General features: G+C 69.0%; 24 protein-coding genes and 2 tRNA genes. 18 read left to right on the top strand and 8 right to left on the bottom strand.

Going from position 1 to position 23,681, the window contains the following annotated elements; all coding sequences use genetic code 11:
• The first annotated feature begins 26 nt into the window (after positions 1-26).
• The 6 genes from CEP17_RS04940 (at position 27) to leuA (ending at position 6,648) form a co-directional block, all read left to right on the top strand.
• Entirely contained in the window at positions 27-1,097 is a 1,071-nt protein-coding gene (locus CEP17_RS04940; RefSeq protein ID WP_239498620.1) for a PhoH family protein, read from the top strand.
• Positions 1,094-1,561, top strand: coding sequence for an rRNA maturation RNase YbeY (ybeY, locus tag CEP17_RS04945; RefSeq protein ID WP_036315531.1), 468 nt, complete (start codon positions 1,094-1,096; stop codon positions 1,559-1,561). Before CEP17_RS04940 ends, ybeY begins: the two co-directional genes overlap by 4 nt.
• Positions 1,558-2,877, top strand: a complete 1,320-nt coding sequence (locus tag CEP17_RS04950; RefSeq protein WP_112931470.1) for a hemolysin family protein — start codon at positions 1,558-1,560, stop codon at positions 2,875-2,877. Before ybeY ends, CEP17_RS04950 begins: the two co-directional genes overlap by 4 nt.
• Entirely contained in the window at positions 2,874-3,776 is a 903-nt protein-coding gene (era, locus tag CEP17_RS04955) for a GTPase Era (RefSeq protein ID WP_112931471.1), read from the top strand. Before CEP17_RS04950 ends, era begins: the two co-directional genes overlap by 4 nt.
• 1 nt (position 3,777) lies before the next feature.
• A complete protein-coding gene (locus CEP17_RS04960) occupies positions 3,778-4,725 on the top strand; it encodes an NADP-dependent oxidoreductase (RefSeq protein ID WP_036315536.1) in 948 nt (315 codons plus the stop codon).
• A gap of 162 nt (positions 4,726-4,887) precedes the next feature.
• Positions 4,888-6,648, top strand: a complete 1,761-nt coding sequence (gene leuA / locus CEP17_RS04965; protein ID WP_112931472.1) for a 2-isopropylmalate synthase — start codon at positions 4,888-4,890, stop codon at positions 6,646-6,648.
• Between the two features lie 64 nt (positions 6,649-6,712).
• On the opposite strand, the gene CEP17_RS04970 is transcribed toward leuA, so the two are convergent.
• The gene (locus CEP17_RS04970) at positions 6,713-7,399 is read right to left on the bottom strand and encodes a TRIC cation channel family protein (RefSeq protein ID WP_036321079.1); all 687 of its coding nucleotides are present in this window, start codon (positions 7,397-7,399) and stop codon (positions 6,713-6,715) included.
• A 55-nt stretch (positions 7,400-7,454) separates the two neighbouring features.
• Between CEP17_RS04970 and recO the strand changes: the two genes are divergently transcribed.
• The 3 genes from recO to CEP17_RS04985 are packed head-to-tail and all read left to right on the top strand — an operon-like array spanning position 7,455 to position 9,690.
• Complete coding sequence (gene recO, locus CEP17_RS04975; RefSeq protein ID WP_039415914.1) at positions 7,455-8,183, top strand: DNA repair protein RecO; 729 nt, start codon at positions 7,455-7,457, stop codon at positions 8,181-8,183.
• The gene (locus CEP17_RS04980; protein WP_039415915.1) at positions 8,180-8,995 is read left to right on the top strand and encodes an isoprenyl transferase; all 816 of its coding nucleotides are present in this window, start codon (positions 8,180-8,182) and stop codon (positions 8,993-8,995) included. The genes recO and CEP17_RS04980 overlap by 4 nt, the downstream gene beginning before the upstream one ends.
• Before the next feature lie 29 nt (positions 8,996-9,024).
• Entirely contained in the window at positions 9,025-9,690 is a 666-nt protein-coding gene (locus CEP17_RS04985) for a DsbA family oxidoreductase (protein ID WP_036318389.1), read from the top strand.
• Between the two features lie 105 nt (positions 9,691-9,795).
• Here the strand turns inward: CEP17_RS04985 and CEP17_RS04990 are convergent, their stop codons facing one another.
• A complete protein-coding gene (locus CEP17_RS04990) occupies positions 9,796-10,299 on the bottom strand; it encodes a glutathione peroxidase (RefSeq protein WP_036318388.1) in 504 nt (167 codons plus the stop codon).
• A gap of 62 nt (positions 10,300-10,361) precedes the next feature.
• On the opposite strand from CEP17_RS04990, the gene dusB reads away from it, so the two are divergent.
• The 6 genes from dusB to CEP17_RS05020 all read left to right on the top strand — a co-directional run bounded on the left by dusB (position 10,362) and on the right by CEP17_RS05020 (position 16,216).
• A complete protein-coding gene (dusB, locus tag CEP17_RS04995) occupies positions 10,362-11,528 on the top strand; it encodes a tRNA dihydrouridine synthase DusB (RefSeq protein ID WP_112931473.1) in 1,167 nt (388 codons plus the stop codon).
• The gene (locus CEP17_RS05000; RefSeq protein WP_036318387.1) at positions 11,518-12,906 is read left to right on the top strand and encodes a deoxyguanosinetriphosphate triphosphohydrolase; all 1,389 of its coding nucleotides are present in this window, start codon (positions 11,518-11,520) and stop codon (positions 12,904-12,906) included. Before dusB ends, CEP17_RS05000 begins: the two co-directional genes overlap by 11 nt.
• Positions 12,906-14,798 (top strand): DNA primase, encoded by a 1,893-nt coding sequence (dnaG, locus tag CEP17_RS05005; protein WP_036318386.1) that lies wholly within the window; start codon positions 12,906-12,908, stop codon positions 14,796-14,798. Before CEP17_RS05000 ends, dnaG begins: the two co-directional genes overlap by 1 nt.
• Before the next feature lie 68 nt (positions 14,799-14,866).
• Positions 14,867-15,637 (top strand): ATP-binding cassette domain-containing protein, encoded by a 771-nt coding sequence (locus CEP17_RS05010; protein ID WP_036318385.1) that lies wholly within the window; start codon positions 14,867-14,869, stop codon positions 15,635-15,637.
• Between the two features lie 73 nt (positions 15,638-15,710).
• A tRNA-Asn gene (locus CEP17_RS05015) sits at positions 15,711-15,783 on the top strand.
• A 58-nt stretch (positions 15,784-15,841) separates the two neighbouring features.
• Entirely contained in the window at positions 15,842-16,216 is a 375-nt protein-coding gene (locus CEP17_RS05020; RefSeq protein WP_036318384.1) for a bleomycin resistance protein, read from the top strand.
• Positions 16,217-16,236: 20 nt separating this feature from the next.
• Here CEP17_RS05020 and def read toward each other — a convergent pair whose 3' ends face one another.
• The gene (gene def / locus CEP17_RS05025) at positions 16,237-16,803 is read right to left on the bottom strand and encodes a peptide deformylase (RefSeq protein WP_112931474.1); all 567 of its coding nucleotides are present in this window, start codon (positions 16,801-16,803) and stop codon (positions 16,237-16,239) included.
• 42 nt (positions 16,804-16,845) lie between these two features.
• Between def and CEP17_RS05030 the strand changes: the two genes are divergently transcribed.
• From CEP17_RS05030 to CEP17_RS05040, 3 genes are all read left to right on the top strand, one after another.
• Positions 16,846-17,913, top strand: a complete 1,068-nt coding sequence (locus tag CEP17_RS05030; RefSeq protein WP_112931475.1) for a DMT family transporter — start codon at positions 16,846-16,848, stop codon at positions 17,911-17,913.
• A 14-nt stretch (positions 17,914-17,927) separates the two neighbouring features.
• Positions 17,928-18,004 (top strand) — tRNA-Ile (locus CEP17_RS05035).
• A gap of 119 nt (positions 18,005-18,123) precedes the next feature.
• Positions 18,124-18,636, top strand: coding sequence for a DUF3145 domain-containing protein (locus tag CEP17_RS05040; protein ID WP_036318382.1), 513 nt, complete (start codon positions 18,124-18,126; stop codon positions 18,634-18,636).
• Between the two features lie 146 nt (positions 18,637-18,782).
• Here CEP17_RS05040 and CEP17_RS05045 read toward each other — a convergent pair whose 3' ends face one another.
• The 5 genes from CEP17_RS05045 to CEP17_RS05065 all read right to left on the bottom strand — a co-directional run bounded on the left by CEP17_RS05045 (position 18,783) and on the right by CEP17_RS05065 (position 23,681).
• Positions 18,783-20,021, bottom strand: a complete 1,239-nt coding sequence (locus tag CEP17_RS05045) for a beta-ketoacyl-[acyl-carrier-protein] synthase family protein (RefSeq protein ID WP_036318381.1) — start codon at positions 20,019-20,021, stop codon at positions 18,783-18,785.
• Positions 20,022-20,088: 67 nt separating this feature from the next.
• Complete coding sequence (locus tag CEP17_RS05050) at positions 20,089-20,337, bottom strand: acyl carrier protein (RefSeq protein WP_005049448.1); 249 nt, start codon at positions 20,335-20,337, stop codon at positions 20,089-20,091.
• A gap of 93 nt (positions 20,338-20,430) precedes the next feature.
• Entirely contained in the window at positions 20,431-21,447 is a 1,017-nt protein-coding gene (locus tag CEP17_RS05055) for a beta-ketoacyl-ACP synthase III (RefSeq protein ID WP_036318380.1), read from the bottom strand.
• A complete protein-coding gene (locus CEP17_RS05060) occupies positions 21,444-22,364 on the bottom strand; it encodes an ACP S-malonyltransferase (RefSeq protein WP_039415923.1) in 921 nt (306 codons plus the stop codon). The genes CEP17_RS05055 and CEP17_RS05060 overlap by 4 nt, the downstream gene beginning before the upstream one ends.
• A gap of 93 nt (positions 22,365-22,457) precedes the next feature.
• The gene (locus tag CEP17_RS05065; RefSeq protein WP_036318379.1) at positions 22,458-23,681 is read right to left on the bottom strand and encodes a PucR family transcriptional regulator; all 1,224 of its coding nucleotides are present in this window, start codon (positions 23,679-23,681) and stop codon (positions 22,458-22,460) included.

The following is a 23,681-nucleotide window of genomic DNA, read 5'->3' on the forward strand; positions in this document are numbered from 1 at the left end:
ACCGGATTCTCGCCGACGGCGTGGCGATGGTCCAGCTGCTCGGACCGCAGGACCGGCTGCTGCGGGTCGTGGAGCGCGAACACCCCGACGTGCAGGTGCACGTGCGCGGCAATGAGATCACACTGACCGGCATTCCCGCCTCCGTCGCCCGCGCCCGCGCTCTGGTCGACGAGCTGATCGCCATGGCCCGCGCAGGTCAAGGTCTCGAACCCTCCGACGTGCAGACCTCGAACCGTATTCTCCGCGCCGACACCGGCGAACGCCCGTCAGAAGTGCTCGGCGAGGCGATCCTCAGCTCGCGCGGGCGCACGATCCGCCCGAAGACGCTCGGTCAGAAGCGGTATGTCGACGCGATCGACGAGAACACGATCGTCTTCGGCATCGGTCCTGCCGGAACCGGAAAGACCTACCTCGCGATGGCGAAGGCCGTTCAGGCCCTGCAGCGCAAGGAAGTCGACCGCATCATTCTGACTCGACCGGCGGTGGAGGCGGGGGAGCGCCTGGGCTTTCTGCCCGGCACCCTGACCGACAAGATCGACCCGTACCTGCGCCCGCTCTACGACGCGCTCAACGAGATGATGGACCCCGAGATCGTCCCCAAGCTCATGGCGTCGGGCACGATCGAGGTCGCTCCGCTGGCGTACATGCGCGGGCGGACGCTCAACAACTCGTTCGTCGTCCTCGACGAGGCCCAGAACACGACGCCGGAGCAGATGAAGATGTTCCTCACGCGTCTGGGCTTCGGCACCCACATGGTCGTGACCGGTGACATCACGCAGGTCGACCTGCCGCAAGGAGCCTCGGGGCTGCGGCTGGTCACCCGCGTGCTGAAGGACATCGACGACATCCACTTCGCGATGCTGACGAGTGAGGACGTGGTGCGCCACAGCCTCGTCGGCCGGATCGTCGACGCGTACAGCGTGTACGACGAGCAGCGTCTCGCCGCGCGGCGAGAGCGCGACGAGGCCGCCGAGTTCGCCAACCGCGCCGAGCGGCGCAGCGGCATCCCGCGCTCCAGCGGACCGAGAGACCACCTGCCGCCCCGGGACAACCGGGGACACCAAGGCCCCCACGGAACACAGCGAGGACGCTCATGACCATCGAGATCACCAATGAGTCCGGCGTCGAGATCGACGAGACCGTGCTGCTGCGTCTGACCGAGAACAACCTCGCCGAGCTGCACGTCAGTCCGGATGCCGATGTCGCGATCCTCCTCGTCGACGAGGGCGCGATGGAGGCCCTGCACGTGCAGTGGATGGACGAACCGGGTCCCACCGATGTGCTCAGCTTCCCCATGGACGAGTTGCGACCGGGAACGCAGGAGCAGCCCACGCCGCCGGGTCTGCTCGGCGACATCGTGCTCTGCCCCCAGGTCGCCGAGACGCAGGCCCAGGCGGCGGGCCACACGACCGTCGACGAGCTGATCCTGCTCACCACGCACGGACTGCTGCACCTCCTGGGCTTCGATCACGCCGAGCCCGAGGAAGAGCGCGAGATGTTCGGTCTGCAGCGCGATCTGATTGCGGCATTCCACGCGTCGGAGCGCCGACGACGCGCATGACAGAGATCCTCCTCCTCATCGCGGCAGCCCTCCTGGTCGCGCTCGGCGGTCTGATGGCGGCGCTGGATGCGGCGCTCGGCGTCACCTCGCGCGCCGACCTCGCCGAGATGGCGACGACAGGACGCAGCGCGGCCGCTCTTGGCCGGATCGGCGCCGATCCCGAAGCGCACGGCAACGCCGTCGTATTCATCAGGATCCTCGCCGAGACGACGGCGGCCGTCGTCGTGACCGTGGCGTTCACGATCGCGTTCGACAGCATCTGGTGGGCTATGCTGGCCGCTGCGGTGCTGATGACCGTGGTGTCGTTCGTCCTGGTCGGGGCGAGCCCTCGCGCCGTGGGCCGCCAGCACGCGCGCGGACTGCTGCGGGCGTGCGCCCCGCTCGTGCGCGGCGCGCGCATCGTCCTCGGCCCCCTCGCGCACCTGCTCGTCATCGTCGGCAACCGCGTGACCCCCGGCATCCATCGCGGAGCGTCGTTCGCCAGCGAGGAGCAGTTGCTGAGCATGGTCGACGAGGCCGCGTCCCAGGACCTCATCGAGGAGGACGACCGCGAGCTCATCCACTCCGTGTTCGAGTTCACCGACACGTACGTGCGCGAGGTGATGGTTCCGCGCACCGACATGGTGACGATGGATGCCGCCGCCACCACGCAGCAGGCGATGCAGCTCTTCCTCGACAAGGGCGTCTCGCGCGTGCCCGTCGCCGACGGCGAGGCCGACGACATCACCGGCGTCGTCTACCTCAAAGACCTCGTGCAGTTCGCGTATCGCGACGAGACAGCATGGCGTGACGCGCCGGTCGCACAGATCGCCCGCCCCGCCGTCTTTGTCCCGGAGTCGATGAAGGCCGAGACGCTCCTGCAGCAGATGAAGCGGGATGCCGTGCACGTCTGTCTCGTCGTCGACGAGTACGGCGGCGTGTCGGGACTCGTGACCCTCGAAGACCTCATCGAGGAGCTCGTCGGCGAGATCTCCGACGAGTACGATGCCCGCTCCAACGAGATCGTCGACCTCGGCGAGGGACGTTTCCGCGTGAGCGCACGACTGGGACTCGACGAGGTCGGGGAGTTGTTCGGCCTGGAGCTGGAGGACGAGGACGTCGACTCGATCGGCGGCCTGCTGGGCAAGCTGCTCGGCCGCGTGCCCCTGCCGGGGGCGACCGCGGAGTACTCCGGGCTGCGGCTGACGGGAGGGGCCTCCCGCGGACGCGGACGAGGCCTGGCCACCGTGTTCGTCGAACCCACCGACAGCCTGCTCGCCGTCGACGCCGCCTTCGGCGACGACAACCGCACCGATCGGGAGGACTCCCACCGATGACCGCCAGCCCGCAGACCCGCTCCGGGTTCGTCACCTTCGTCGGCCGACCCAACGTCGGCAAGTCCACGCTGACGAACGCCCTGGTGGGTGAGAAGGTCGCGATCACCTCCGACAAGCCACAGACGACGCGGCGCGCGATCCGCGGCATCGTCAACCGCCCCGCCGGCCAGCTCGTCATCGTCGACACCCCCGGCATCCACAAGCCGCGCACGCTGCTCGGCCAGCGCCTGAACGACCTCGTCGAGCAGGTCCTCGGCGACGTGGACGCGATCGGCTTCCTCGTGCCGGCCACGGAGAAGGTGGGTCCGGGCGACCGGCGTATCGCGGCATCCCTCGACGGGTACCCCCGCGCGAAGAAGGTCGCCATCGTCACGAAGACCGACATCGCATCGCGCGACGAGATCACCGAACGACTGATGGAGGTCGACAGTCTGCGCGAGGACTGGGATGCCGTCATCCCCATCTCCGCCGTCGCGAACGAGCAGCTGGACGTGCTCGCCGACGAGCTGCTGACGCTCATGCCCGAAGGACCCGCCCTCTACGAGGACGGTGTCGTCACGGATGAGTCGCTGGAGGACCGCATCGCCGAGATCATCCGCGAGGCGGCGCTGGAAGGCGTTCGAGACGAACTGCCGCACTCGATCGCCGTCACGATCGACGACATCTCCCGCCGCGACGAGGGCGAGCTGACCGACATCTACGCGAACCTCGTCGTCGAGCGCGACAGCCAGAAGGCCATCATCATCGGGCACAAGGGCTCGCGCCTCGCGTCGGTCGGCGCGCGCGCCCGCGCCCAGATCGAACCGCTCGTGGGCACCAAGGTGTTCTTGAAGCTGCACGTGCGCGTCGCCAAGGAATGGCAACGCGATCCGAAGCAACTCGGAAGGCTGGGATTCTGACATGACGCACACGACGGCACGGCAGTGGCGGGCGGTACGGGCCGGTGGGCCCGAGACGTGGGAACTCGCCGAGGTCGAGGTTCCCGCCCCGGCCCCCGGAGAGGTGACGATCCGCGTGCGCGCGGCGGGCATGAACCCCGCCGACGCCAAGCACGTCGCCGCCGAGAACGGGCAGTCCTGGCCTGTGCCGATCGGGTACGAGGTGTCGGGCGAGATCACCGCGATCGGTCTCGATACGGAGATCGGGTCGGGACCCGCGGCGAAAGGTGACGAGGTCGTCGCCTTCCGCGTGCAGGGCGGCTATGCGACGGAGATGACGGTGGATGCCGCGAAGGTGTTCCACAAGCCTGAGCCGCTCAGCCATCCGGAGGCGGCGAATCTGCTGCTGACCGGCACGACCGCCGCGGAGATGCTGCACGTCGTCGCGGCGAAGCCGGGAGAGACGATCCTCCTGCACGGCGCGTCGGGTGCCGTGGGCGTCGCCGTGCTGCAGTTGGCGGCGCTGCGCGGCATCCATGTCATCGGCACGGCGGCCGAAAGCTCGTTCGAGCGCGTGCGGCGCTTCGGCGGCGAGCCCGTCGCCTACGGACCGGGGCTCTTCGAGCGGGCGGTCGCGATCGCCGGTGACGTCCCCATCGTCGCGGCGCTGGATGCTGTCGGGACGGATGAGGCCATCGACGTGTCGCTCGCGCTGGTCGCCGACCGTGCTCGGATCGTGACGATCGTGTCGCCGTCGCGGGCGAAAGCCGACGGATTCCACTGGATCGCCGGGGCACTGCCCGACAGCGCGCGCTTCCGCGACGCGGCGCGGGCAGGCCTGATCGCGGCCGCGAACGCCGGCACTCTGGCCGTCCCGGTGGCACGTACGTTCCCCCTCACCGATGCGCCTGCGGCGCTCGCCCTGTTGGCCGAGGGACACGCCGGGGGAGCCCTGGCACTGGTCCCGTGAGTTTCGTCGAGTTCGGCGGACAGGTGTACGCTGTCCCCATGCGCGCGTTCGGCCTCCTTCTTAGCCGCCGCGACGAGACCTCGTTCTAGGGCCCTCCTCGTCGCGGAGCTTGTCATCGTCTGACACTCGGCCCGCACCATCTGACGAAGAGAAGCGAACCCCATGAAGAACATGCAGCAGCCTTCCGGCATGCCGATCCACAAGTACCGCCCGTTCCACGAGCAGATCCGCGTCGACCTGCCCGACCGCACCTGGCCCGATGCCCGCATCACGACGGCTCCGCGCTGGTGCGCCGTCGACCTGCGCGACGGCAATCAGGCCCTCATCGACCCGATGAGCCCCGAGCGCAAGCGCATCATGTTCGAGCTGCTCGTGGGCATGGGCTACAAGGAGATCGAGGTCGGCTTCCCCTCCGCGAGCCAGACCGACTTCGACTTCGTCCGTCAGCTGATCGAAGAGAACCTGATCCCCGACGACGTGACCATCCAGGTGCTGACGCAGGCGCGTGAGCACCTGATCGAGCGCACCTACGAGGCGATCGCCGGAGCGAAGCAGGCGATCGTGCACCTCTACAACTCGACGAGCGTCCTGCAGCGCGAGGTCGTCTTCCGCAGCGACAAGCAGGGCATTATCGACATCGCTCTGAACGGGGCACGGCTGTGCCGTGAGTTCGAGAAGCGCATCCCCGAGACCGCCGTGTACTACGAGTACTCGCCCGAGTCCTACACCGGCACCGAGCTGGAGTTCGCCGTCGACATCTGCAACCAGGTGATCGAGATCTTCGAGCCCACTCCTGAGCGCAAGGTCATCATCAACCTGCCGGCAACGGTCGAGATGGCCACGCCCAACGTCTATGCCGACTCGATCGAATGGATGGGCCGTCACCTCGCGCACCGCGAGAACGTCATCATCTCGCTGCACCCCCACAACGACCGCGGGACGGCCATCGCCGCCGCCGAGCTCGGCTACATGGCCGGAGCAGACCGCATCGAGGGCTGCCTGTTCGGAAACGGGGAGCGCACCGGCAACGTCGATCTCGTCGCATTGGGCATCAACATGCTGACGCAGGGCATCGACCCGCAGATCGACTTCAGCGACATCGACCAGGTCAAGCGCACGGCCGAGTACTGCAATCAGCTGCCCGTCCCCGAGCGCAGCCCCTGGGCCGGCGACCTCGTCTTCACCGCATTCAGCGGCTCGCACCAGGATGCGATCAAGAAGGGGTTCGAGGCCATGGAGGCGCGGGCCGCGGCATCCGGGGTCACCGTCGACGACATCGAGTGGGCGGTGCCGTACCTGCCGATCGACCCGAAGGATCTCGGTCGCTCCTACGAGGCCGTGATCCGCGTCAACTCGCAGTCCGGCAAGGGCGGCGTCGCCTACCTGCTGAAGACGGACCACGCGCTGGATCTGCCTCGCAAGCTCCAGATCGAGTTCTCCGGTGTGGTGCAGGCCAAGACGGATGCCGAAGGCGGCGAAGTCTCCAGCGACCAGATCTGGGCGATCTTCACGGATGAGTATCTGCCTGCGCGTGAGGCGGACGAGAAGTGGGGGCGGTTCGAGTTGCTGTCCACGCGGACGCAGAGCGACATGTCGGGCGAGGTTTCGCTCGAGGTCACCCTCCGCGACGGCGAGGAGACCGTTGCCACACGCGGCGTCGGCAACGGCCCCGTATCGGCTTTCCTGGAAGTCGTGCGTGCGCAGGGCTTCGACATCACGCTCTACGACTACGTCGAGCACACGCTCAGCGCCGGGGGCGACGCGCAGGCCGCGTCGTACGTCGAGCTGCAGGTCGATGGTGAGCGCTTGTGGGGCGTCGGCATCGACGGTGACATCTCGACCGCGTCGCTGAAGGCGATCGTCTCCTGCGTGAACCGCGCCATCCGTACGCGCGAGCGCTCCGGCTCGCTCGCCGCCGTCTGACGCCGCGTTTCGACTCGTCGCTGCGCTCCTCGGTCGTCGGGGGAGCGCAGCGCGTCGAAACGCCTCAGGGCCGGATGATCGGGATCGCGCTGGTCTCCACCGCGACTTTGCGCCGGTACAGCGCGCGCTGTTCGGGCAGCGAGATGTCGAAGATGACCGCGAGCAGTCGGATCACGGTCGTGACCACGACCGAGGCGATCGCCGCGGCCACCAGCGGCGCACCGACGGCGTGTGCGAACGCGAGCAACGCGCAGCCGACCGCGGCCGCGACGGCGTACAGCGATCCGACGTGCATGATCGCCACCGGCAGGCCCATGATCACGTCGCGAAGAATGCCGCCGCCCACCGCGGCGCAGACCCCGACGAAGACCGCCGGGACGGGGGGAAGGCCGAGCGCCAGCGCCTTGGAGGTGCCGAAGGCACCGAACAGACCGATCACCACGGCGTCAAGGGCCACGATCACCGCGTTGAGGCGCTCGAAGATGTTGGCCAGCAGCATGCCGACCAGAGCCGCGCCGACGGCCGTGATCAGGTACCAGTTGCTCTTCAGCGTCGCGGGTTCGACGTTGAGCAGGAGGTCGCGGATGATGCCGCCACCCATGCCCATCACGGTGCCGACGATGACGACGCCGAGCAGGTCGAGTCGGCGCTGTCCGACGAAGCCCGACGAGAACAGCGCGCCCTGTACACCGCCGAGTCCCACGGCGAGGAGGTCGGCCCAGAGGGGGATCACGAACAACTGTTCCGTCACCTGACCATTGTCTCCAATGCCGCCCGATGTCGGCACCGGCGGGGATAATCGAGGGGTGCCCACCTACCGCGACGAGGTCGTGGTCCTGCGCACCCACAAGCTGGGTGAAGCGGACCGCATCGTGACCATGCTCAGCCGTCGCCACGGCAAGGTACGCGCTGTCGCAAAGGGTGTGCGCCGCACGTCGTCGAAGTTCGGGGCCCGCCTCGAGCCGTTCATGGTCGCCGACGTCCAGCTCTACCAGGGGCGCTCGCTCGACATCGTGCAGCAGGCCGAGTCGCTCGGCTCCTACGGGGCCGCGATCGTGGCGGACTACGACCGTTACACGGCTGCGCACGCCATGGTCGAGACCGCCGACCGGCTGAACGAAGCCGAAGCCACCCCCCAGCAGTACCTGCTGCTCGTGGGAGGACTGCGCACCCTCGCCCAGGGCGGACGGGAGTCGCGTTCCGTCCTCGACTCGTACCTGCTGCGCGCGATGTCGCTGTCGGGCTGGGCTCCCGCCCTCTTCGATTGCGCGCGATGCGGCGCGGCCGGCCCGCACGATTGGTTCGTCGCGCAGCTCGGCGGCGTCGTCTGCGGCGACTGCGCTCCGGCCGGCTCGGCGCGCCTTCGTCCGGAGACGGGTGCGCTGCTGCGCGCCCTCGTCGCGGGAGAATGGGATGTCGTGGATGCCGCGACCCACGCCGCCACCGCCTCGGCATCCGGCCTCGTCGCCGCCTACGCGCAGTGGCATCTCGAGCGCGGCATCCGTTCCCTGTCCCATGTGGAGAGCACCCGTTGAGCCCCAAGCCCTACACGCATCGCGATGCCGTGCCGTACCGCCCCCTCGATTGGACCGGCATCCATCCGCCGCGTTTTCCGAAGGGCGGTGTGCCGAACCACGTTGCGATCGTGATGGACGGCAACGGACGGTGGGCCAACCGCCGGGGACTGACACGAATCGAAGGACACCGGGCGGGCGAGGAGGTGCTTCTCGACGTCGTGGCCGGCGCGATCCAGGCCGGAGTGAAACACCTCAGCGTCTACGCCTTCTCGACCGAGAACTGGGCCCGCTCACCGGAAGAGGTGCGCTTCCTGATGGGCTACAACCGCGACGTGCTGCACCGCCGCCGTGATCAGTTGAACGAATGGGGCGTGCGCATCCGCTGGGCGGGCCGCAAGCCGCGCCTGTGGGGATCGGTCATCAAAGAGCTGCAGTACGCCGAGCAGCTCACCGCCGGCAACGACACGCTCACCCTGACGATGTGCATCAACTACGGCGGCCGGCTCGAGCTCATCGACGCGATGCGCGCGATGGGCGAACAGATCGCCGCGGGGCGGCTGAAGCCGTCGGCGATCACGGAGAAGACGCTGCGCACGCACCTGTACGTTCCGGACATGCCCGACGTCGACCTCTTCCTGCGCTCCAGCGGCGAGCAACGCACCTCGAACTTCCTGCTGTGGGAGTCGGCCTACGCCGAGATGGTGTTCCTCGACACGCTCTGGCCAGACTTCTCGCGCACGGATCTGTGGGGCGCGATCGAGCTGTATCTGGGTCGCAGCCGCCGATTCGGCGGCGCGATCGATGCTCCCACCGCTGACGCAGCGGAATAGACCGACGCCCGCGGAGAGTTGCACCCGACATGACAGACAAGATCACCATCGACGTGTGGAGTGACATCGCCTGCCCGTGGTGCTACATCGGCAAGCGCAATCTCGAGGCCGGCCTCGCTCAGACGGCGGCCGACACCGACGCCCCGCAGGTCGACGTGACCTTCCACTCCTTCGAGCTCTCTCCCGACACTCCGGTCGACTTCGAGGGCGACGAGGTCGACTTCCTTGCCGGACACAAGGGAATGCCGCGAGAGCGCGTGCGCGAGATGCTCGACCAGGTCACCGGCGTCGCCGCGAACTCCGGGCTCGAGTACCGCTTCGATCTGCTGCAGCACACCAACACCGTGAAGGCGCACGAACTGCTGCACTTCGCGAAGGCGCAGGGGCGTCAGTACGAGATGGCCGAGCGCCTCATGTCCGCATACTTCACCGAGGGCAAGCACGTCGGACGCGTCGACGACCTCGTCGACCTCGCCGTGGAGGTCGGCCTGGATGCCTCGGACGTGCGTGACGCACTCGAATCGGGCCGACATCTGGCCGATGTGCGCGCCGATCAGGCACAGGCGCAGGCTTACGGCATCCAGGGCGTGCCGTTCTTCGTGATCGACGGCAAGTACGGCGTGAGCGGCGCGCAGCCGGCCGACGCGTTCGCACAGATCACCCGACAGGTGTGGGCGGAGAAGCAGGACGCCTGAGACGTCGCGTTTCGACTCGTCGCTACGCTCCTCGCTCAACGACCGGCAACGAACCTCTCCGGTCGTTGAGCGAGCGCAGCGAGTCGAAACGGGCCGCAGCAGGGCTCAGGCGGGGAGGCTGGCCTCGATCGCCGCGATCACCTCGGGCGCGTCGGGCTTGGTCTGCGGACGGAAACGGTGCACCTCGCCGGTCGGCGTGACCAGGAATTTCTCGAAGTTCCACATGACCGGGCCCTTCGCCCCCTCCACGTTCTTCGCCTTCTTCAGCGCCTTGTAAAGGGGAGCGGCGTGCGAGCCGTTCACCCGCACCTTGTCCATGATGGGGAAGCTGACGCCCCACGTGACGGCGCAGTACTCCAGGATCTCCTCCATGGAGCCCGGCTCCTGACCCATGAACTGGTTGCAGGGGAAGCCGATGACCTGCAGACCCCGGTCGCCATAGGTGCGCTGCAGCTCTTCGAGCTGCTCGTACTGCGGCGTCAGACCGCACTTGGATGCGACGTTGACGATGAGAACGGCGCGATCGCCGAACTCGGAGAGGGTGTGCTCTGCGCCGGTCGCGTCGGTGTAGGGGATGTCACGAAGCTGCGCTGTCTGTGTGTCGGCCATGTTGTCCACGATAGAGGCGCAGACCGGCGCACCGGCCGCGTGAGTCTGGGAGAATGGACAGGATGTCCCTCTCCGTCTCAGCCGGCGCCGCGCTGCGCATCGGCCCCATCGCGCTCGACGCACCCGTGGTGCTCGCGCCGATGGCCGGTATCACCAACACCGCCTTCCGTCGGCTCTGCCGCGAGTACGGCGCGGGACTCTACGTCTCGGAGATGATCACCACTCGCGCCCTGGTCGAGCGCAACGCGACCACGATGCGTTTGATCACGCACCACGAGTCGGAGACTCCGCGCTCGATCCAGCTCTACGGCGTCGACCCGGCGACCACCGAAGCGGCCGTCCGACTTCTCGTCAACGAGGACCGCGCCGATCACATCGACCTCAACTTCGGCTGTCCCGTGCCCAAGGTCACGCGCAAGGGCGGGGGAGCGGCACTGCCGTGGAAGCTCGGCCTGTTCCGCGAGATCGTCACGCGCGCCGCACGCGCCGCCGGCGACGTGCCGCTCACCGTCAAGATGCGCAAGGGAATCGACTCCGACCACCTCACGTTCCTCGACGCCGGCCGCATCGCGGAGGATGCGGGCGTCGCCGCGGTGGCCCTCCACGCGCGCACGGCCGCGGAGTTCTATTCCGGCCAGGCCGACTGGTCGGCGATCAGCGCTCTGAAGCAGGCGGTGACGAGCATCCCCGTTCTCGGCAACGGCGACATCTGGTCAGCGGAGGATGCGGCACGCATGATGACCGAGACCGGGTGCGACGGTGTCGTGGTCGGCCGTGGGTGCCTCGGTCGACCGTGGCTGTTCGGTGACCTCGCGCGAGCCCTCGGCGGCCCGGATGCCGCCAACGGCGCCCCCGTCGACGCGACCCTGGGCTTCGTCGCGGCCGCGTTCCGCCGTCATGCCGAGCTGCTCGTCGAGTTCTTCGAGGACGAGGGTCGCGGATGCCGCGACATCCGCAAGCACGTCGCCTGGTACTTCAAGGGCTACCCCGTCGGGGGCGAGACGCGCGCACAGCTGGCGACCGTGTCGAGCCTCACCGAGATCGACGATCTGCTCGCGACGCTGGATCTCGACGCCCCCTACCCGGGCGCCGCCGCCGAGGGCCAGCGCGGTCGTGCCGGCACGCCCAAGCGCCCGGCACTGCCCGACGGGTGGCTGCTCAGCCGCGATATGAGCGGCGACGCCGCGCGCGCGCTGGCTGACGCGGAGGTCGACACCAGTGGCGGCTGACGGCAGCAGCGTCGGCATCGCCTCGGGCCGACCCGCTGGCTACGACGACCACGATGCCGACCGTTTCGTCCCCGAACAGCATCGATCCCAGCGAGACGGGTTCGCCCGCGATCGCGCTCGAGTGCTCCACTCGGCGGCCCTGCGCCGCCTCGCCTCGAAGACCCAGGTGCTCAGCCCCGCGAGCCCTGCGGACTTCGCGCGAAACCGACTGACGCACTCCCTCGAAGTCGCTCAGGTGGGCCGCGAGCTGGCGATCGCCCTGGAGCTGTCACCCGACGTGGTCGACACGGCCTGCCTCAGCCACGACATCGGCCATCCGCCCTTCGGCCACAACGGGGAGCGCGCTCTGAACGACTGGGCCGAGGACATCGGAGGGTTCGAGGGCAACGCACAGACGCTGCGGATCCTCTCGCGTCTCGAGCCGAAGGTGCTGGATGCCGGGGGGCGCAGCGTGGGGCTCAACCTGACCCGCGCGAGCCTCGACGCGACGTGCAAGTACCCGTGGACGGTCGAGCACGGTGTTCCCGACCCCGGTGGACGAGAGAAGTTCGGCGTCTACCCCGAGGACGAGGATGTCTTCCGCTGGATGCGCATCGGCGCGCCCGGTCGCGTGCGCTGCATCGAAGCAGAGGTCATGGACCTCTCCGACGACATCGCGTACTCCGTGCACGATTTCGAGGACGCGGTGCTCAACGGCTACCTCGACCCGGCGCGCCTCGCCGACGCGCGCGAGCATGACGCTCTGCTGACGGCGATCCAGGCGTGGGTGGGCTTCGGCTTCACCCGCGACGAGCTGGCGGACGCGCTGTACCGGCTCACACGCATGCCGGAGTGGCTCACCGGATTCGACGGCTCTCGCGCCGCACTGGCCGGCCTGAAGAATCTCACGTCCGATCTCATCGGCCGCTTCGCGCGCGCAGCCACGACGGCGACGCGCGAGCACTACTCGGTGCCGGTGCTCACGCGCTACCGCGGCCGCGTCATCGTGCCGCGGGTGATCGAGGCCGAGATGGCCGTGCTCAAGGGCATCATCGGCGCCTTCGTGGTCACGATCGACGGTCGCCGCGGGCTGTACAAGGAACAGCGTCGCGTGCTCAAGCGCCTCGCCACCGCACTGTGGGAGCGTCCCGAGCACCTCGACCGGCTGCACGCGGAGGACTTCGCCGCGGCATCCACCGATGCCGCCCGCAAGCGCGTGGTCGTCGACCAGGTCGCGAGCCTCACCGATCGCTTCGCCATCGAGTGGCATGCCCGACTGATCGGCCCGGTCGATCTGCGCGAGCTCGGCCTGCGCTCCGGCGACGACCGCACGATCGCCCCCAGCGGTTTCGCTCTTCCCGAGCCGCTCGCCGGGCTGTGGCCGGCGGAGGGTCACTGATGGCACGGATCCGGCAATCCGACGTCGACGAGGTCAAGGCCCGCACCAACATCGGTGACATCGTCGGCGAGCGGGTCGCCCTCAAGTCAGCCGGCGTCGGGTCGCTGAAGGGCCTGTGCCCCTTCCACGACGAACGAAGCCCGAGCTTCCACGTGCGCCCGCAGGTCGGCTACTACCACTGCTTCGGGTGCGGCGAGTCGGGCGATGTCTACTCCTTCCTGCGCGCCATGGACCACCTGTCCTTCACCGAGGCGGTCGAACGCCTGGCCGCGCGCATCGGCTATACGCTCCACTACGAAGACGGCGGCGCGGCGCCGGAGACCAGCGGCCGCACGCGTCTCTATCAGGCCAACTCGGCCGCTGCGGAGTGGTTCCGCACGCAGCTGTCGTCTCCGGAGGCCGACGCCGGCCGCCGCTTTCTCGGTGAACGCGGCTTCGACGCAGGAGCCGCGGCCCACTTCGGTGTCGGCTACGCGCCGAAGGGTTGGAACAACCTTCGCGACGCGCTGCACAGCCAGGGCTTCACGGACGAGGAGCTGTCGGCCGCGGGGCTCGTCTCCCAAGGCCAGCGCGGCGTGTACGACCGCTTCCGTGGCCGTGTCGTGTGGCCGATTCGCGATCTGACCGGCCAGACGATCGGTTTCGGGGCGCGCCGTCTCTACGACGACGACCAGGGTCCGAAATACCTCAACACGCCCGAGACCACGATCTACAAGAAGGCGCAGGTGCTCTACGGCCTGGACCTCGCGAAGAAGGATGTCTCACGTTCGCACCGCGTCGTCGTCGTCGAGGGATACACCGACGTGATGGCCTGCCATCTGGCGGGCGTCACGACGGCGGTGGCCACCTGCGGGACGGCGTTCGGCTCCGACCACATCACGGTCCTGCGACGGGTCATGGGCGATGACAGCGCCGCCGGCGACGTCGTGTTCACGTTCGACCCCGATGCCGCGGGGCAGAAAGCGGCCCTGCGCGCCTTCGCCGACGCGAAGCGCTTCAACGCGCAGACCTATGTGGCGACCGGCCCGCAGGGACTGGATCCCTGCGATCTGCGACTCGAGCGCGGCGACGCGGCGGTGCGTGCGATGCTCGACACGAAGGTTCCGATGTTCGAGTTCGTCATCGATCAGCGCCTCTCGGGGTTCGATCTCGCGAGCGTCGAGGGCCGCGTCGGGGCCCTGCGAGCCGCCGCACCGGTCGTGGGTGAGCTGCGCGACCCGCTGCTGCAGCCGGAGTACACCCGCGTGCTGGCCCGCCGCCTCGGGATGGACACCGAGGATGTGCGGCGCGAGGTCGACCGCGCCGCTCGCGAGAGCGTGCGCCGCGAGGGCGACATCCCGCGCTCCTCGTCGACCGTGAGCGCAACGGCCGGGGTCGACGGCCCCGCTCCCACGCCGTCGGTCGGCGAGCCCGCACTCCGGATGAGTCTGCGAACGCTGCCGCGCACCGCCGATGCAACACTGGAGCGTGACGCCCTCATGGGAGTGCTGCAGTACGGTCACCTCGTCGACGGCGAGGAGGTGGATGCCGCGCTCGCGCTACCCATGCAGATCCCCGCTCTCGACGCGGTGCGCCAGTCCCTCGTCGCGCAGGGAGACCGCAAACGCATCGGCTGGGCGTCGAGGGCGGTGGAGTCGGTGCGCGAGCCCTACCGGTCGCTGGCGGTGGAGTTGCTGACGGCCGATTTCCCTGCATTGACGGAGGCGGAGGCCGCGGCCTACACACGCGGGCTCGCGCGCAAGCTGCGGGTGCGCGCGGTCGACCGGGAGAAGAACGAGTTGCTCGGCACGATCCAGCGGCTTCCCGCCGATTCGGAACAAGGGCGGGCGGTCCGTCTGGCGCTGCGCGAGCTGGACGCGCGCCGGCGCGCTCTCACCGAGGCGTCGCTCTGACCCCGTGGCGCGGTCGCACGCCCGGTCGCACGGTGGCGCCCACGGGTCAGAGCGGGCAGGATGAGCGCATGCCGCGTCGTGCCCCCACCGACAATCCTGCCGCGCTTCGTTGCGACGACCTCTCGATTGCGCGCGCGGGAGTGCGCGTCGTCGAAGGCGTCAGTTTCCGGGTCGACCCGGGCCGCGCGCTGGCGGTCATGGGCACGACCGGATCGGGCAAATCGACCCTCGCGACACTGCTCGCTGGCACGAGCGACGACTCGCTGTCGGTGGTGGGAGGCGACGCCTGGGTCGATGGCACGGCCGTTCGGCGCAGGGGGCGCGCTGCGCGTGTGCGCGCGTACTACACCGGGTATGTCCCGCAGCGCGCGGGAGCCGGCCTTCCGGCTCGACTGACCGTCGGAGACGTCATCGGCGAGCCGATCACGAGCCGAGATCGACGTGTCAATCAGCGCGCGCTGGCCGTCCGCGTCGCGGGGTTGCTGGACGAGTTCGAACTCCCGCTCGGCGCAGCCACCCGGTATCCCTATGAGCTGAGTTCGGGGATGCGCCAGCGTGTCGCGATCGCTCGCGCCCTCGTGCTCGGCCCGAAGGTCTTCATCGGCGACGATCCGTACGCGAACCTCGACGTCGAGGTGAGACATGCCGCGCGCGACGCGCTGCTGCGCCGGCGCGACGAGAACGGCATGGCGATTCTCATGGTGACCAACGACGCCGAAGCCGTGCGAGAGCTCGATGCCGATGTGCTGGTGCTCCGAGCAGGTCTGCCCGTCGCCTACGGGCATGGCATCGCGGATCTGCTCTGGACTCCGGACGGCGGTGCCCGCCTCGTGTCGTGAAGACGCGTATCGTGTCACGAGCACACCCCGACGTTTGCTAATATGGACGGGTTGCCCGCTCGCGGGTGATTGATCCTCGGTAGCTCAATTGGCAGAGCAGCCGGCTGTTAACCGGCAGGTTCTTGGTTCGAGTCCAAGCCGGGGAGCGAACGGCCCCAGACTCCACTCTGGGGCCGTTTTCGTTTCCACCGCTAGGCTTCGGACATGCCAGACCGTGCTGTCCCGAACCTGCCATCGCGTGATTTCGGCGGCACGGTCCGCTTCTACGGGGGTTTCGGATTCACTCCGAGCTACCGTGACGACGCGTGGCTGATCCTTCGTCGGGGCGAGCTGGTGCTCGAGTTCTTCCGATTCGACGACCTGGTGCCCGAAGCGAGCTCCTTCATGTGCAGCGTCCGCGTCGACGACGTGGACGAGCTGTACGAGGACATCAAGCGATCCGGCGTCCCCGAGCACGACGCGGGCCTTCCGCGGCTGCGACCCGTTCAGACGCAGTCCTGGGGACAGCGAGCCGGATTCCTCGTCGACGCAGACGGAACCCAGCTCACCCTGATCGAAAACGGCGCACCCGACGCCTAGCGATACCCGACCGGGCTCGCTCACCCCTCCAGATCGTCGACTCCCGGCGTCCAGGACGCGCCGGCGCGACCCCAACCGCGCTTGCGCGCGATCTTCTGGACGGTCCTCCAATCGCCGTCGTCCAGACGGTCCACGTAGAGGATGCCGTCGAGGTGGTCGAACTCGTGCTGCATGATGCGCGCACGCCAGCCGTCCACCTGGATGCGTACGGCCTCGCCGTCCAGGTCGATACCGGTGACCAGGACTTCATCCGAGCGGCGCAGGGCGAAGCGCTCACCGGGGAACGACAGGCACCCCTCGGACTCGTCGTCCGGGTCCGGCGCGCCGGGTACGGGAGGCCGCATCCACAGCTCCGGGTTGAGGATCACACCGCGCCAAGGCTGCCCCTCATCGTCTTGGTAGCTGTAGGTGTAGATGCGCAGACCCACGCCCACTTGCGGGGCGGCGAGGCCGACACCGGGCGCGGCATCCATCGTCTCGAACATGTCGGCGACGAGGGTGCGGATGTCATCGGTGATCTCGGCGACGGGATCGGCGGGGGAGTGCAGGACGGGATCGCCCATGATGCGAATCGGAAGAACAGCCACGTCCTGAGCCTATCGAGCGCACCTGGCCGTTAGTGTCGAGGGGTGCATGCCGCCCTCAACGACCTCGGAGATGTGACCGACAAGCTCGTCGGCGTCTTCGCGGACCCCGGCATCCTCATCGGCATTCCGCTCGCCCTGCTCGGCGCCGTGTTCATGTCCTTCGGCGCGCAGTATCAGCACCGCGGGGTGCAGAAGGTCGAACGTCTCACGGCGACCGCCGGGGGGACCGGTCTCACCGGCGGCCAGATCTGGAATCTGCTGCGCCGGCCATCGTGGGTGGCCGGCACCGTGATGCTGGGCCTGGCGATCGTCTGCCAGCTGTCCGCCCTGTCGTTCGCACCCCTCATCCTGGTGCAGCCGCTCGGCGCCGTCTCGTTGGTCATCACGACGCTGTTGAACGCGCGGATCAGCGGTCTCAAGCCCACGAAGCGCTCCCTCACCGCCATCGGCCTCTGCGTCGCCGGCATCTTCGTGTTCGTCACGATCGCCGCCCTGTACGCCACCGAGACCCCGATCAGCGACGGACAGCTGATCACCGTGCTGCTGATCCTCGCCGGTGTCGCCATCGTGCTCACCGCACTCTGGCTGTGGCTGCGCGCTCGCATGGGAGCACTGTTCTACATCGTCGCCGCCGGCATCATGTACGGCTTCGTCGCGACACTCGCGAAGGTCGTACTCAGCCGGATCCGCACGGGCGACTTCGAGTGGCTCACGATCGTGTGCATCGTCGCCCTGCTCACCGGCACTGCGATCGGCGCCTACTTCGTGCAGACTGCCTACGCGTCCGGCCCGCCCGACCTCGTCATCGCCGGTCTCACCGTCATCGATCCGATCGTCGCCATCGTGATCGGCCTGGCCGTGCTGCGCGAAGCCGACGGCGCCCCCCTCTGGGCCTACGGCGGCTTCGTCGTCGCCGGCGCGCTGGCCGTCACCGGCGTCTTCCAACTGGCTCGCCACCACCCGCAGGTGATCAGCGACAGCCAGGAGATCCCCATCACGCGCGGGAGCGGCGAACAGGTCTCGCCCGGATCGCAGCGCCTCACGGATGCCGTGGCGAAGGTGTGGCCCGAGCCACCCGTGCGCGATCGAGACGACCCGCGCCCCCGCTAGACTTCCGGGGACAGGGGGCGGTGGCCAAGCTGGTCAAGGCAGCGGGCTCATAACCCGACGATCGTGGGTTCAAGTCCCACCCGCCCTACCAATGACACGGTTGTGATTCCGCGTCGTTATCGGCCATAATGGGCCCACAACCACATAGGCGCCACGCATCCGACACTCAGGTCGTAGGGGAAGACGTACCTGAAGAAACGGAGAATCGCGATGGCGACCACGTCGACCCCACAGGCGCGCGGAGTGATCTACATCCACTCCGCGCCACGTGCGCTGTGCCCCCACTTGGAGTGGGCTGTCGGTCGCGCCCTCGGGCGCGCGGTGAGCTTCGAGTGGGCGGACCAACCCGTTCTCACGGGCAGTCGCCGCGCTGAGTTCTATTGGGAGGGTCCCGCCGGCACCGGCGCCGCCCTCGCGACCGCGATCCGCGGGTGGGAGCACCTGCGCTTCGAGGTCAGCGAAGACCCGACCCCGCGCTCCGATGGCGGGCGGTGGATGCACACTCCGGATCTCGGCATCCACTATGCGCAGACCGACACCGCGGGCAACGTCGTGATCGGTGAGGATCGCATCCGCTACGCGATGGAGATCGCCGCCGGCGACCCGTACGACTTGCAGCGCGAGCTCCAGGTCGCGCTCGGGTCGACCTGGGACGAGGAGCTCGAGCCGTTCCGTCACGCCAGCGACGACGCACCGGTCGTCTGGCTGCACAAGGTGGGCTGAGAGACCCGCCACCGACCTCAGACGGGTGGAGGCGCCAGTACCGGCTTCGGACGGCTTCCCGGAGACCGAGACCGCGCATCCCCGTCTGACACGAAAGACGCCCCCGCCATCCTCACGGATGCGGGGGCGTCTTCACGCGCGAATGCTCAGACCGAAGCGAAGGCGGCGACGGCGTTGTGGCCGCCGAAGCCGAACGAGTTGCTGATCGCGAGCTGCGGACCGTCGCCCAGCGGCGTCGGCGCGCCCGACAGACGGAACGGGACTGCGGGATCCTGCTCCGTGATGTTGATCGTCGGAGGGGCCACCCGGTCGCGGATGGCCAGGATCGTGAAGATCGCCTCGAGCGCGCCGGTACCACCGAGCAGATGACCGGTCGAGGCCTTCGTCGCCGACACCGGGATTTCGTCGATGCGGTCACCGAACACACTCTTCAGCGCGACGTACTCGTTCGGGTCGCCGACCGGCGTCGAGGTCGCGTGGGCGTTGACGTGGGTCACGTCGTCGGGGGAGGCATCGGCCATGGCCAGAGCCATGTTGACGGCGCGCGCGGCGCCCGTGCCCTCGGGATCGTTCGCCGTGATGTGGTACGAGTCCGCCGTGACCCCTCCGCCCACGACGACCGCGTAGATCTTCGCGCCGCGGGCCTTGGCGTGCTCCTCCGTCTCGAGGATCAGCACGCCGGCACCCTCGCCCATGACGAATCCGTCGCGGTCGATGCTGCCCGGACGCGACGCCGTCTCGGGGGAGTCGTTGCGCTTGGAGAGCGCCTGCATCGACGAGAACGAGGCGATCGTGACGGGGTGGATCACCGACTCGGTGCCTCCCGCGATCACCACGTCGGCGAGGCCGTCACGCAGGTGCTCGATGGCGTTGACGATCGACTCCGTGCTGGACGCACAGGCGCTGGCGACCGTCCGCGCATACGCGCGGGCACCGAAATGCAGCGACAGGTTGCCCGCCGCCGCATTGGGCATGAGCATCGGAACGGTCATCGGCAGCACCCGACGCGGGCCCTTCTCGCGAAGCGTGTCCCACGCATCCAGGAGGGTCCAGAGACCCCCGATGCCGGTCGCGAAATCGACCCCCAACCGTTCCGGGTCCACCTCCGGGCTCCCGGCATCCGCCCACGCCTCCATCGCGGCGACGAGCGCGAACTGCGAGGACGGGTCGAGACGCTTGGCGATCGGGCGCTCGAGCACGGTGTCCGGGCGCACGGCGGCCTGCGCCGCGAAGGTGACGGGCAGGTTGTACTGCTCGACCCAGTCGTACTCGAGGGTGCGAGCGCCGGAGGCGCCACCCAGCAGCGCGGCCCAGCTCTCCGGCGCGGTGCCCCCGATGGGGCTCGATGCGCCGATGCCGGTGACGACGATTCGGGGAATGCTCATGGTCTCCTCGGATGCTCCGGTGGGGGCACGACGGCCCCCACCGGGGTGCAGGTGGCGAGGCCTGAGGTCAGGCCTGGTTGGTGGTGATGAAGGTGACGGCGTCGCCGACGGTCTTGAGGTTCTTGACCTCTTCGTCGGGGATCGTGACGCCGAACTTCTCCTCGGCGTTGACGACGATCGTCATCATCGAGATCGAGTCGATGTCGAGGTCGTCGGTGAACGACTTCTCCAGCGCGACCTCGTCCGCCGAGATGCCGGTCTCGTCCGTGATGAGCTCGGCGAGCCCTGCGAGGACCTCGTCGTTGCTGAATGCCATGGGATTCTCCTTGTTTATCGGGGTTTCACCGGCCCTGCGGGGCCGACGTTCAGTCTAGGTGCGACGGCTGTCGCGACCGGGTATCTCGGGCCGTCAGGGAAGGACGACGACCTGCGCGCCGAAGACCAATCCGGCGCCGAATCCGATCTGCAGCGCCAGCCCGCCGGACAGTTCCGGGTGCTCGGAGAGCAGGCGGTGGGTGGCGAGGGGGATGGATGCCGCCGACGTGTTGCCGGTGGTCTCGATGTCGCGGCCGATCACGACCGTGTCAGGGAGCTTCAGCTGCTTGGCGAACTCGTCGATGATGCGCATGTTCGCCTGGTGGGGCACGAAGGCAGCGAGGTCGGAGGGCTGCACACCGGCCTCTTCCAGCGCCTGGCGGGCGACCTTGACCATCTCCCACACGGCCCAGCGGAAGACCGTCGGACCCTCCTGACGCAGCGTCGGCCAGGGTGCCGTGCCGTCGCGGAACTCGGTGAGCGTGTGGTTCATCCCGACCGCGTCGGCCTTCGAGCCGTCCGATCCCCAGACAGTGGGACCGATGCCCGGAAAGTCGCTCGGTCCGACGACCACGGCGCCGGCGCCGTCACCGAGCAGGAACGAGATCGAGCGGTCCGTGGGGTCGACGACGTCGCTGAGCTTCTCTGCGCCCACGACGACGGCGTAGTGCGCGGCGCCGGCCCGGATGAGGGCATCCGCCTGGGCGACGCCGTACGCGAAGCCCGCGCAGGCGGCGTTCAGGTCGTACGCGGCCGCGGGGTTGGCGCCGATGCGATCGGCGACGATCGCCGACACCGAGGGAGTCTGCTTCGGGTTCGAGATCGTCGCGACGATCACGGCGTCCACCAGCGACGGGTCGATACCGGCGCCGGCGATGGCCTCGGCCGCGGCGTCGGCAGCGAGTTCGATCGCCGTCGTTGCGGCATTCGCGCGCACACGCGTGATGATGCCGGTGCGCTGGCGGATCCACTCATCGCTGGAGTCGATGGGGCCCACGAGGTCATCGTTGGGCACGGCGTTCTCGCCACGGGCAGCGCCGTAGGCGTAGATGCGGGTGTGTGCCGGTCCCGTCGCCTGGACGAGGGTCGGTCGGGTGGGCGCGTCGGTCACGCGTCGCCTCCTGTCAGCAGGGCGGCCGCAGCCGCGAGGTCGTCGGGTGTCTTCACGGCCACGGTGGGCACGCCGCGGAGGGCGCGCTTCGCAAGGCCCGTCAGCGTTCCGGCCGGCGCGAGCTCGATGATGCCGGTGACCCCCGCATCCGCGAACGATTCCATGCACAGATCCCAGCGGACGGGGGAGGAGACCTGCGCGACGAGTAGGTCGAGCGCCTCGCGGCCGCCGTCCACCCGGGCGCCGTCGCGGTTGGTCCAGAGCGTGAGACGGGGGTCGGATGCCGAGACCTCGGCGGCCGCGGCGCGCAGGGTGTCGACGGCCGACGCCATGTAAGACGTGTGGAAGGCGCCGGCCACCTGCAAGGGGATGACGCGGCTGCCGGCGGCGGGGTGGGCCGCAAGCTCCGAGAGGGCGTCCAGCGCGCCTGCGGCGACGATCTGTCCGGCGCCGTTGTGGTTGGCCGCGGTGAGCTCCAACTCGTCGAGCAGAGCGAGCACGGCGTCGCGGTCGCCGCCGAGGATCGCGCTCATGCCCGTCTGCTCTTGCGCGGCGGCATCGGCCATGGCCCGTCCGCGAAGCCCGACCAGACGCATGCCGTCGTCGTCGCTGAGGACGCCAGCGGCGACGAGGGCCGCCACCTCACCGACCGAATGTCCGGCGACGCCGGCAGGCGAGACGCCCGCGGCATCCTGGAGAGCGGCGTACGACAGCAGGCTCGCCGCGACGATCAAGGGTTGCGCGACCGCCGTGTCACGAATGCGGTCGGCGTCCCACTCGGTGCCGGCGGACACGAGGTCCACCTGCGCCGCTTCTGCATAGCGTTCGAGACGCTCGCGGGATCCCGCGAGTTCGAGCCACGGTGTCAGGAACCCGGGGGTCTGCGACCCCTGACCGGGGAAGACGGTGATGATCACGTGCCTATCCTTCCAAGTTCTGCGCCGCCGCGCTGGCGACGACGTCACAACAAAAGCGAGATGCTTTGTGTCAGAGCGACAACGGCACGAGGCTCAGTCCGCGCGCGCGGACCGTCGCGCTGCGCTTCCGCGCCGTCGCGTCGCCTCCGTGCCGATCGATCCGATGATGAGCGCCGTCTGCAGGATGAGGGCCTCACGCGGGCCGGTCGCATCCCAGCCGATGACATCGGAGACCCGCTTGAGTCGGTAGCGCACGGTGTTGGGATGGACGAACAGCTCGCGGGCGGTCGCCTCGAGGGAGCGGCCATTGTCGAGATAGCTCCACAGGGTCGCGACCAGATCGGCCGAGTGCGCCTGCAGAGGACGGTAGATCCGCTCGACGAGCGTCGCCTTCGCCATGGCGTCGCCGGCGAGGGCACGCTCGGGCAGCAGGTCGTCGGCTTCGACGGGGCGCGGCGCGTGGCGCCAGGCACCGGCGACGGCGAAGCCCGCCAACGCGGCACGGGCGCTGAGCCCGGCATCCACGAGTGCGGGCACCGTCGGCCCCAGCACGAGATGCCCCGGCCCGAAGCCCGGCTCCAGACGGAGGGCGATCTCCGTGAACGGCAGCTCTTCGGCGACGGGCTCACGCCCGGGCAGCACGGCGCGGCCGATCACGAGCACGAGACGAGATCCCTGCACGCCGATGAGGACATCGACACCCAGCTTGCGTGCCACTCGGCGCAGATGATCGACGTCCAGTTGCGGCGGAGTCGTGCCGACGAGAACCGCGACCTCGCCGTGGCCGTGCCAGCCGAGGGCGGCGATGCGGCTGGGCAGCTCCTCGTCTGCTTCGCCGGTGAGGATGGAGTCGACGACCAGCGCTTCCAGGCGCGCATCCCACAGCCCGCGCGCCTCCGCCGCCCGCGCGTACACGTCCGCGGAGGCGAAGGCGACCTCGCGGGAGAACAGCAGGATGCTCTCGCGGAGATCCTCCGCCTTTCCCGCGACGCGTTCCTCCGTGACGGCGACGGTGACGCGGATCAGCTGGAGAGTCTGTGTCAGGCTGACGCTGCGCAGCAGCTCACGGGGAGCAGCGGCGAAGATGTCGGCAGCGATCCACGGCGTCGAGCCGGGATCCTCGTACCACTGGATGAACGACGCGATGCCCGCCTGCGCCACCAGGCCCACCGCCGAGCGACGGGCCGGAGGCATGTCGGCGTACCAGGGCAGCGACTCTTCGAGCCGCTTGATGGTCGCCGTGGCCAGGTCTCCGGAGACCCGGCGGAGCCACGCGAGTGTCTCCGCCTTCTCCTGAGGGGTGGGGCGGGCGGGCAT

Source organism: Microbacterium sp. PM5 (assembly GCF_003293595.1).
GTDB lineage: Bacteria > Actinomycetota > Actinomycetes > Actinomycetales > Microbacteriaceae > Microbacterium.

What these genes read in the sequence shown, in the direction of transcription:
- CEP17_RS04940 (WP_239498620.1), top strand. Translation starts at nt 27, where the DNA reads ATGGTCCAGCTGCTCGGACCGCAGGACCGGCTGCTGCGGGTCGTGGAG.
- ybeY (WP_036315531.1), top strand. Translation starts at nt 1,094, where the DNA reads ATGACCATCGAGATCACCAATGAGTCCGGCGTCGAGATCGACGAGACC.
- CEP17_RS04950 (WP_112931470.1), top strand. Translation starts at nt 1,558, where the DNA reads ATGACAGAGATCCTCCTCCTCATCGCGGCAGCCCTCCTGGTCGCGCTC.
- era (WP_112931471.1), top strand. Translation starts at nt 2,874, where the DNA reads ATGACCGCCAGCCCGCAGACCCGCTCCGGGTTCGTCACCTTCGTCGGC.
- CEP17_RS04960 (WP_036315536.1), top strand. Translation starts at nt 3,778, where the DNA reads ATGACGCACACGACGGCACGGCAGTGGCGGGCGGTACGGGCCGGTGGG.
- leuA (WP_112931472.1), top strand. Translation starts at nt 4,888, where the DNA reads ATGAAGAACATGCAGCAGCCTTCCGGCATGCCGATCCACAAGTACCGC.
- CEP17_RS04985 (WP_036318389.1), top strand. Translation starts at nt 9,025, where the DNA reads ATGACAGACAAGATCACCATCGACGTGTGGAGTGACATCGCCTGCCCG.
- CEP17_RS04990 (WP_036318388.1), bottom strand. Translation starts at nt 10,299, where the DNA reads ATGGCCGACACACAGACAGCGCAGCTTCGTGACATCCCCTACACCGAC.
- dusB (WP_112931473.1), top strand. Translation starts at nt 10,362, where the DNA reads ATGTCCCTCTCCGTCTCAGCCGGCGCCGCGCTGCGCATCGGCCCCATC.
- dnaG (WP_036318386.1), top strand. Translation starts at nt 12,906, where the DNA reads ATGGCACGGATCCGGCAATCCGACGTCGACGAGGTCAAGGCCCGCACC.
- CEP17_RS05010 (WP_036318385.1), top strand. Translation starts at nt 14,867, where the DNA reads ATGCCGCGTCGTGCCCCCACCGACAATCCTGCCGCGCTTCGTTGCGAC.
- CEP17_RS05020 (WP_036318384.1), top strand. Translation starts at nt 15,842, where the DNA reads ATGCCAGACCGTGCTGTCCCGAACCTGCCATCGCGTGATTTCGGCGGC.
- CEP17_RS05040 (WP_036318382.1), top strand. Translation starts at nt 18,124, where the DNA reads ATGGCGACCACGTCGACCCCACAGGCGCGCGGAGTGATCTACATCCAC.
- CEP17_RS05045 (WP_036318381.1), bottom strand. Translation starts at nt 20,021, where the DNA reads ATGAGCATTCCCCGAATCGTCGTCACCGGCATCGGCGCATCGAGCCCC.
- CEP17_RS05050 (WP_005049448.1), bottom strand. Translation starts at nt 20,337, where the DNA reads ATGGCATTCAGCAACGACGAGGTCCTCGCAGGGCTCGCCGAGCTCATC.
- CEP17_RS05065 (WP_036318379.1), bottom strand. Translation starts at nt 23,681, where the DNA reads ATGCCCGCCCGCCCCACCCCTCAGGAGAAGGCGGAGACACTCGCGTGG.